Source organism: Acidimicrobiia bacterium, assembly GCA_016650365.1.
Taxonomy (GTDB): domain Bacteria; phylum Actinomycetota; class Acidimicrobiia; order Spongiisociales; family JAENVV01; genus JAENVV01.
Genome location: JAENVV010000284.1, coordinates 1 through 9,411, shown reverse-complemented (window position 1 = coordinate 9,411; position 9,411 = coordinate 1). Strand labels below are relative to the sequence as shown.

At 59.5% G+C, this 9,411-nt stretch carries 8 protein-coding genes; 5 read left to right on the top strand and 3 right to left on the bottom strand.

The window, feature by feature from the left end:
• From JJE47_15810 to JJE47_15795, 4 genes are all read left to right on the top strand, one after another.
• Window positions 1-3,218, top strand: a 3,218-nt coding sequence (locus JJE47_15810) for a PD40 domain-containing protein (GenBank protein MBK5268885.1), incomplete at its 5' end; no start/stop codon positions are given.
• A gap of 88 nt (window positions 3,219-3,306) precedes the next feature.
• Entirely contained in the window at window positions 3,307-4,101 is a 795-nt protein-coding gene (locus JJE47_15805; protein ID MBK5268884.1) for a thymidylate synthase, read from the top strand.
• Window positions 4,102-4,142: 41 nt separating this feature from the next.
• Entirely contained in the window at window positions 4,143-4,607 is a 465-nt protein-coding gene (locus JJE47_15800; protein MBK5268883.1) for a dihydrofolate reductase, read from the top strand.
• Window positions 4,604-5,203 (top strand): VOC family protein, encoded by a 600-nt coding sequence (locus JJE47_15795; protein MBK5268882.1) that lies wholly within the window; start codon window positions 4,604-4,606, stop codon window positions 5,201-5,203. The genes JJE47_15800 and JJE47_15795 overlap by 4 nt, the downstream gene beginning before the upstream one ends.
• Window positions 5,204-5,235: 32 nt before the next feature.
• On the opposite strand, the gene JJE47_15790 is transcribed toward JJE47_15795, so the two are convergent.
• Window positions 5,236-6,846: an SDR family NAD(P)-dependent oxidoreductase gene (locus tag JJE47_15790; protein MBK5268881.1), complete on the bottom strand. Its 1,611-nt coding sequence runs from the start codon at window positions 6,844-6,846 to the stop codon at window positions 5,236-5,238.
• 228 nt (window positions 6,847-7,074) lie between these two features.
• Window positions 7,075-8,055 carry a Gfo/Idh/MocA family oxidoreductase gene (locus tag JJE47_15785; GenBank protein ID MBK5268880.1) on the bottom strand — a complete coding sequence of 327 codons (981 nt, stop codon included), beginning with the start codon at window positions 8,053-8,055 and terminating at the stop codon, window positions 7,075-7,077.
• Between the two features lie 28 nt (window positions 8,056-8,083).
• On the opposite strand from JJE47_15785, the gene JJE47_15780 reads away from it, so the two are divergent.
• Complete coding sequence (locus JJE47_15780) at window positions 8,084-8,701, top strand: VanZ family protein (protein MBK5268879.1); 618 nt, start codon at window positions 8,084-8,086, stop codon at window positions 8,699-8,701.
• Window positions 8,702-8,788: 87 nt separating this feature from the next.
• Here the strand turns inward: JJE47_15780 and JJE47_15775 are convergent, their stop codons facing one another.
• Entirely contained in the window at window positions 8,789-9,202 is a 414-nt protein-coding gene (locus tag JJE47_15775; GenBank protein ID MBK5268878.1) for a hypothetical protein, read from the bottom strand.
• Window positions 9,203-9,411 lie beyond the last annotated feature (209 nt).

Below are 9,411 nucleotides of genomic sequence, written 5' to 3'. Positions count from 1 at the left end.
TATCAGTGATTTCTGGTTACTACCGACATCCGACCATCGCCGGAAACACGATTGTCTTCGTCTCAGAAGACGATCTCTGGTCGGTTGACGCCGGTGGTGGGCCGGCCCACCGCCTCACTGCCAACCCTGGATCAGTCATCTTCCCACGCCTTTCCCCCGACGGATCGCAGGTTGCCTTCACCAGCAAAGACGAGGGCCAAACAGACGTATTCGTGATGGACACCATGGGCGGTTCGGCACGACGGATCACGTTTTGGGGAGCCACAAGCCATTGCGTCGGGTGGTCCAAGGATGGCCAATCGTTGATTGTCGCCACGGATTGGCAGCAACCTTTTGCGGGAGCGATGCATCTTCACACCGTTCCGCTCGACGGTTCACCGTCCTCCGCTTGGAACGTCGGCCCTGCCAGGGCGATGAGCCAGGGAGGGCGAGGCGTCGTGCTCGGCCGCAACTCTTTGGACCCGGCGAGGTGGAAGCGATATCGGGGCGGACGGGCCGGCACGTTGTGGGTTGACGCCAACGGCGACGGCGATTACGCACCGCTCGTCAAGTTGGCTGGGAACCTTGCTGACCCGATGTGGATCGGGCGACGGATCTATTTCATTTCTGATCACGAGGGCCACGGCAACATCTATTCCGTCACCCCTACCGGCCGCAATATTCAACGCCACACCCACCACGAGGATTTCTACGCCCGGTTCGCGTCGACCGACGGCCATCGCATTGTCTATCACTCAGGGGCGGATTTATGGGTGTTCTACCCGGAGTTGGGGGAGACCAGGCGGACCACGGTGACCGTGCCATCGGCGCGCCCGCAGCTCAACCGGCGGTTTGTCCCGGCTTCCAAGGGTTTGGAATCGGTGGACCTGCATCCTGAAGGTCACTCGCTCGCCATTGTCTCTCGTGGCACGGCAATCACCATGCCGGCGTTCGGAGGGGCACCGGTTCGTCACGGTGAGGATTCGTCCATCCGTTACCGGTTGACGACGTGGATGGCGGATGGAAAGCGGGTTATCTCCGTTACCGATGACGGTGGCGAAGAGCGGTTGGTAGTGAGTGCGGCTGATGGATCGACGGACGTCGAGTATCACGCAGGAGATTTCGGAAGGGCACGCAGCATCATGGTGGCTCCAACCGGGGCCGACCGGGTACTCATTTCGAATCATCGTCATGAGCTGATCTTGTTCAATCTTGAAACGGGCACCTCGCGTGTGCTGCATCGCTCCCGGCATCAGTGGCTGCACGGCACCACCTGGAGTTCCGACGGCAAATGGGTGGCTTTTGCAGCATCGATCACGGAGAATCTTTCTGCCGTGTTCGTCGCCAACGCCCGATCTGGACGGGTCCATCAGGTCACGGATGGAGCTCATCAGGATGGCTATCCATCGTTCGATCCGGATGGCAAGTTCCTCTATTTTCTGTCGAGCCGCACCTACGATCCGGTCCCCGATTCCCTCATGCACGATTACGGGTTCCCGGTCACCACGAAGCCCCACCTGATCGTTTTGGACGATCAAACGTTGTCGCCGACCAATGAAGACATGGCGGAGGTTCGAGCTCCTGGAGCGCCGCCGGCGAACGGGAGTGGCAAGGGCGACGCCAAGAAAGATGATGGCCCGCCGGAAACCAAGATCACGTTCGCAAACATCCAACGCAGAATCGTGGCGTTACCGGTCCGACATGGCCGCTACCGCCAGGTGCTAGGTGCCGGTGGCCGGGCGTTTTTCACTTCGGTCCCGATGAGCGGCACGATTGGCCAGTCGCCGTCTCCAGTCCCGGAGGGAAAACTCGAGTCATACGATCTGGCCGCCAACAAGGTGGAAACGGTCAGTGAGGGCGTGAGCGCCGTCACCGTGTCGCCCGACGGGAAGGTGCTGGGAATACTCTCTGGCGACAAACTGCGGGTCGTGCCAGTCGCCTGGAAGGGCGGGGAGAAGAACGGACCTGAAAAGCCCGGGCGTGAGTCCGGTCTCGTAGACCTTGACCGGGTCCGGCTGGAGGTCGTGCCTTCGGATGAATGGCGCCAGATGGCCAAGGAAGCGTGGCGCCTACAGCGTGAATACTTCTGGCGACCCGATATGGCGTCGGTCGATTGGGCAGGAGTTCTCAAACGGTATCTTCCCCTGGTGGATCGGGTCGGGTCCCGGTCGGAGTTTTCGGATTTTCTCTGGGAGATGCAGGGAGAACTCGGCACGTCACACGCCTATGAGATGGGCGGCGATTATCGCCCGGAACCCACCTACCGGCAGGGAACTCTGGGTGTCGATATCGATGTGACCGCTCGGGGGGTGACGTCAGTCACCAGAATTCTTGGTGGCGACCCCTGGGATCCGGCTGCCACGTCGCCGCTGGGCGGGTCGGGTCTGAACATTGCGCAAGGCGATCGGATTGTAAGCGTCGATGGCCATGTGATCGACCGGCGCCATTCCGTCCAAGCCGCCCTTGCCGACCGGGCCAATAAGCCGGTCGTCGTTGAGGTTCGTCGGGGGACTCGCAAATCGCACCGCGTGGCGGTAACGGCTCTGGCGTCGGAGACAGTTCTGCGGTATCGCACGTGGGTAAATGCCAATCGTGATTACGTCCTGGAGAAGACCGACGGCCGCGGTGGCTACATCCACATCCCCGATATGGGGGTTGTCGGGTTCGCCGAGTTTCATCGCAACTTCCTCCAGGCCGTCGATAAGGATGGGATCGTCGTCGATGTCCGGTACAACCGGGGTGGCAACGTCTCCCAGTTGCTCCTTCAGAAACTCCTTCGGCGGCGATTGGGTTGGCGGATCACTCGCTGGAATGAGCCAGCCGGCTTTCCCTATGGGTCGCCGGCTGGTCCGATGGTGGCGCTCACCAATGAATCCGCCGGTTCTGACGGGGATATTTTTTCGCATACCTTCAAGATTCACCGTCTCGGCCCGCTGATCGGAACTCGTACGTGGGGCGGTGTCACCGGGATCTGGCCTCAACAGGCGCTGGTTGATGGCACCATGACCACCCAACCTGAGTATGGCTCATGGTTCGAGGACGTCGGATTCGGGGTTGAGAATTACGGTACCGATCCGGACATCGAGGTCCACATCCGACCGCAAGATTACGCGGCCGGGACCGACCCCCAGATGGATCGAGGGATCGAAGAGCTGCTCAAGATCATGGCTGCGGCCGGTCCTCCGAGCCCGAAGTTTGCCAAACACCCATCGATGAAGGCACCCAAGCTGCCGCGTTAGGGCTGATTGAACCTGGTTTCGGGGATCGGGCTCTTTCGACCCGTCTTAAGAAGCTGCGGCGGTAACCCGCCCGGTTATGATCGGGTTTGTGCAGCAATATCTTGATCTCATGCGTCATGTTCTCGACGAGGGTGCCGTAAAGTCCGACCGGACCGGCACCGGAACCCGCAGCGTATTCGGTCACCAAATGCGGTTTGGCCTATCGGACGGGTTCCCGATGGTGACCACCAAGAAGCTGCACATGCGGTCGATCATTCATGAGCTGTTGTGGTTCATCTCCGGCGACACGAACATTCGCTATCTCACGGACAACAACGTTTCGATTTGGAATGACTGGGCCGACGACGACGGGAACCTCGGGCCGGTGTACGGAAAGCAGTGGCGTTCCTGGGAGACCCCCGATGGGCGGGTTATCGATCAACTCGCGAACGTCATCAGTCAGATCCGGGCCAACCCAGACAGCCGCCGACTCATTGTGAACGCATGGAATGTCGGGGAATTGGACCGGATGGCGTTGCCACCCTGTCACATGATGTTCCAGTTCTATGTGGCCGACGGTCGATTGTCCTGTCAGCTGTATCAGCGTTCGGCCGACATCTTCCTCGGAGTGCCGTTCAACATCGCCTCGTATGCCCTTCTTGTAGCGATGGTCGCGCAGGTCACCGGTCTCGAGCCAGGCGATTTTGTCCATACCCTGGGCGATGCCCATCTCTACGACAATCATCTTGAGCAAGCCCGGACGCAACTCGAGCGTCAACCTCGTCCCCTTCCCAAGCTCATCTTGAACCCAACGGTCACTTCGATTGAAGACTTCACGTTCGATGATGTGTCCATCGTCGACTACGACCCCCATCCGCACATTTCCGCCCCAGTGGCCGTGTGAGTCAGTCCGAACCGGAGTTGGAACTGGTCCTCGTCTGGGCGATGTCCGAGAATGGGGTGATCGGCGTCGATGGCGGGCTCCCTTGGTCGCTGCCAGACGACCTGGCTCGGTTCAAGCGACTGACCGTCGGGCATCCGGTGGTCATGGGACGACGCACCTGGGACTCTCTGTGGATCAAACCGCTACCGAAACGTCTGAATGTTGTTGTCACTCGCAACGGTGACTTTCGTGCGGAGGGCGCCGAAGTGGTGCCGTCTGTCGCCGAAGCGTTGGCCCGTTGTGAATCGGGACCGGTTTTCTGCATCGGCGGGGCCGATATTTTCGACCAGCTGATGGCCGATGCCGATCGGATGGAAGTCACGGTGGTTCACACCGAGATGGATGGCGATGTGTACATGCCGTATATCGATTGGGAAAGCTGGGCGTTGGTTCACGAGGAGCTGCACCCGGCCGATGACCGCCATGAGTTTGCGTTCACGTTTCGGACGTTCGAGCGGGTTACGTGATCGACCATCTCGTTTTCGCAGGTCCTGACCTGGTGGCGGCCACCGCGTCGGCAGAGTCCATTCTTGGTCTGGTGTCTGTTGAGGGTGGGCGCCATGTCGGGTTTGGGACGGCCAATCGGCTGATCGGTCTCGGGCCATCCACCTACCTTGAGATCATCGGGCCCGACCCGACTCAGCCCGATCCCGTCTTTTCCAGGCCATTCGACATCGACGTTCTCGACGGACCGCGGTTGGTGGCGTGGGCAGTTGCGGTCCCCGACATCAATGCTGCTCGAAGAGCCATCGAACCGGTGGTGGTCGGCCCCCCGGTCGAGATGACCCGGCGAACCCCCAAGGGTGACCTGCTCCGGTGGCGTCTCACTCCTCCCGTCGCAGGTTCGCTTCCGTTTTTCATCAACTGGCTGGATACGCCTCATCCGGCTAGCCAGTTGGAGCAAGTCGCCAGTCTCGTCGACCTGCGGATCGAAGATGCCGAAATGGGCGATGTTCGCAAAGTCGTGAAGACGTTGAATCTGCCCGTCAGCACCCGCAAGGCTTGGGAACCGCGGATTGCGGCGACCATCGATCTCCCTGACCGCCGGGTGGTTCTCTGGTAATTGGCGCCACAGCCTGGATCTGTGGATTCGGGCTAGGAGACGCCGTTGAGGAAGAAGGTTGGCATCATGCCCTTTCCTTTGATTTCGACCTCCCCACGCGACTCGAAGATATACCGGTCGCCGAGTCGCTCGCGGACATTCTGTGTGCACTGAATTCTGTTACCAATACCGTGGGATTCCATACGGCTAGCCGTATTCACCGTGTCGCCCCAGAGGTCGTAGATGAACTTCTGGCGACCGATAACTCCCGCTACGACGCCACCGCTGTTCATGCCGATCCGGAGCGATAACGGAAGGTCCATTCGTCGGCCAAGCTGCACCAGGGCTGGAACCATCTCGAGCGCTGCATTCGCCACCCGGTCGGCATGATTCGCCTGTGGTTCGGGAACTCCGCCTACCGCCATGTAGCAGTCGCCAATGGTCTTGATCTTCTCTAGCTCATAACGCGCCGCAATCTGGTCGAATTCGGAGAATACAGCGTCGAGAAGTTCCACAACCTGCTGGGGGGGTAGGCCGGAGGACAGCGGTGTGAATCCGACGATATCTGCGAAAAGGACCGTGACGTCATCGAAGTGATCGGCGATCATGACTTCACCGTGTTCGAGGCGTTCGGCGATCGGAGATGGGAGGATGCTCAGTAGAAGCTGTTCGGACCGGCGACGGGCCTGCTCCACTTCCCGGGTCCGGAGGTCGATCCGATTCTCGAGTTGTTTGTTCAAAGACGTGACATCGCTCAAATACTGTTTGATGTACAGCCCCGATAGGGGGCCAGACACGTCGACGCCTTCGTGGTCGGAGGTTGGATCGATTCGGGGCATCTGAATCACTCCGATCCGATCGAGTGGTTCGAAGGGATCGGCAACCTGGCCGTGGTATTCGGGGGCGTGAACGATTGCATAGGCCAGCGCCGTCGCGCAGTGGTCCACCGGCATCAAGCCCTCGTAGCCCGGGTTGTGAGCGATTATCGCCAGAAGCTCCTCCTCACCGAGTCCCGTGGCGGCGTTCATCTGCGGTATGAGGACGTCGTGTATAAGCGGGGTATCAACGATGCCGGGTACGAAAGAAAACACCGAGACGCCTGCTTCGTTGCCTATCTCGCGAGCAGTGCCTACCGCCATGGAGCGCAGGGCCATTTTGGTTCCCCCGTAAGCGACTGCCAACGGGGTGCCTTCATAGGCAATGACGTTGACGATTACTCCGCTCTTGCGCTCCAACATACCGGGGAGCAGATGTTTGATGGTCAGGAATGGCGCCCGAGCGTTGGTTGCGAAGGTCTTCTCCCATTCGTCAAGCGGGAAGTCAACGATAGGAGCAACGCTCGAATGGAGCGCGTTGTTGACGAGGATGTCGATTTGCCCGAAGGCCGATATTGCCATAGGGATCATTGATGTCAGATCCTCGACGTCGCTCAGGTCGCATTGGATGAATCGGGCCTGCCCACCGGCGCTTATGATCGCGTCAGCAACGTCCTGACCCTGTGGCAGGATATCGACAATGATGACTTGAGCGCCGAGGGCCGCCATTGTTGCGGCCACTGCTTCTCCGATGCCCCGAGCTCCACCGGTTACCAAAGCTGTTCTATTTGCCAGGGCTTGTGATGGGATTCCAAGTCGGCCAATGAGGCCAGAGTTGACAGTAAACATGGGCTTTTCTCCGAGGGGTTTGGCCGAATTGACCCTGCAGCAACTTTACTGCACGACCGGGGGCAAGGCCGGCCAGAAATTGGAGTGCCGTTATATGAAACAACCGGGGCAGACTCGCGTCCAATCTCCAACGGCTTGTTCAGCTCGGTGGAAGGTCGACCCAACTGGCGACGGCAAGTGCCAGTTCGAAGTGTCCTGTGGTTTGGCTTCGGCGGGTCGCGTTCGTGGTTACTCAAGTCCGCGGTGGGGGAGGCCGGCCGCGTCGTACATGGCGTCAATGGTTGCCATGTTGGCGATCGAATCAGCACCCTGGGTTGGATATGGTCCGCCGTGTTGAATATGATCCACGAAGGCGCGGAGCATGTATTCGTAGCTCACGCCGGTGTTGATCGACTCTGAAGCCACACCTCCGGCGGTCGTGATCGTGAGCAGGTTTCCGTTCTGGGGGGCAAGAGGATTGTCCGCAACGATCGATCCTTCCGTTCCTATGATGGTCATGTTGATCTTGCGTTCGTCTGACTGCATCGAAGAGAAGACTCGGGCAGTGGCACCTGATGGGAAAACCAGATCTGCTTCGAGTTCTGCGTCGATGTTGGGCGGTCCAACGACGGCCCTGGCGGAGCTCACGAGAGGTTCCTCTCCCATGACCTGGCGTACCCAGCTGACTGGGTAACAACCGAGGTCCATGGTGGATCCACCGGCCGTGGCGTAGTCCCAGCGAAGATCCGGCTGGCGGACCGTCACCGCGAAGTTGGCGTCGATGTGGGTAACCGTTCCGATCCGGCCGCTTCGCACTTCATCGAGAACCCTTTGAAAGTACGGGTGGTACCGATAGTGGAAGGCCTCACCGAGGATTCGGCCTTCGACAGCGGCAACCAGGACCATTTCGGCAGCTTCCCGAGCGTTGGCGGCTAGCGGTTTTTCACAGAGAACATGTTTGCCTGCCCGCAGAGCGGCGATGGTCCATTCGGCGTGAAGCGACATCGGGAGCGGGTTGTAGATGATGTCAATGTCGGTGCTCGCGAGTAGATCGTCGTAGCTCCCGCTCACGTTTGGGATGCCGTACTCGTTCGCGAATGCTTCAGCCCGGTCGCGGTTACGGGCGGCGATCCGGGTGATCTGGATCTCATCGATGTTTCGGGCTGGTTTGATCAGTGCTGCGGGGGTGATGCGGGCGGCACCCAGCACGCCAAATCGCAAGATATTCATCTTTGAAGGCTACCGGGCTGGGTGGTGTGTGATACTCGCGTTTTCGTTGGGGGTCTTCGGCTTGAGGTATTACGCAGATTCGCTCTCTGTGGCCTTGTCGGTGTGCGTCATCATCGCGTTCGCGATGGTGGCTGTCGCATCCCGTCGCCATCGAGCCGATGAACCGTGGCGCGATTCGATGGCTGCTCTGGCCCGACCGACCGGCCTCGCAATGTCGCTAGCCGTGATTGTCGTGATGACCGTTTATAACCCCTTTCATGAGGGCATGGGTTGGTGGAACGGCGAGGGCGAGAGGTACTTCAACGGAAACTTGATTCCCCTTCGGACAATCAGGCTCTACCTGGCGTCGACTCCGTCGCGGACGGTCGCCGTGCAACTGCTCGGGAACGTTCTGCTGTTCGTGCCCCTTGGCTTCTTTCTTGCCTATGGGGGCAAGCAAAGGTTTCTCAAGGTGTTCGCGATTGGGGTAGCCGTTGCGGTGCTTGTTGAAGCTTTGCAGTTCTTCGTCGGAGGATCGGTAGACATCGATGATGTCATTTTGAATAGTCTCGGCGGTGTTGTTGGCGCCACGATTGCGATGGGTGTGCACCGGGTCACTCGACGCGGGTCCGACGGTGTCGATGCTGAGAGCCGTGTTGGTTACTGACGTAGACGCTCGACTCTCGGGCAGGCAATCATTGCCGAGCTGCGTCCACGATGATGCTTTGAAGACTGGTGCGCCGGTCCTGGGATCTCAGGTTGATGAGAATCGGACGATGAGTGCGTAGACGATGTAGGCGGTGAGTGCGGCTGCGGCCGTGAGAAAGAATGAACCGAGACCGCTTTGCTCTGAGGTCATGTTCGTGATTGCATTACTCAAGACGAACAATCCGAGCAAACCGATCATGGCCCGGCGGTAGCGAGCGCGTAGTCCAACCCTCCGACCGCCGGCGCTGGCCTTGTCAGCGTTGTTGGCATCGAAGAGCCTTGTGGCGGTCGATTTCGGCAATCCAAGCCAAGCTGAGATTTCCACTAGTTCAGGGCGCGTTACGCCTCCACAGAGTCGCTCGATAACGTCGTCGGTGAAGCGCTCGGCTCGTGTGGCAAAGGATATGAGTATGCCGATATCTTCTCGCGAGCGTTGGATGCGATCGTCGCGTTCGGCCATGAGTCGATTTTATGGCGGTGCCAAATTACTCGACACGGCTCAACGTTCGAGGGTCCGTGTTGCGCACAGATGCACGCCGGATCGCGAATGGGACCTTGGTGAGGGCTTGGCTGGGTGGGTGAGGGTTTGGAGGTTGGCGGGCCTAGGCGGCCAAATTGTCCGGTGCTCTAGTAGGCGGTGCTACAAAGCGCAGCCGGTTCGGCGGTGAT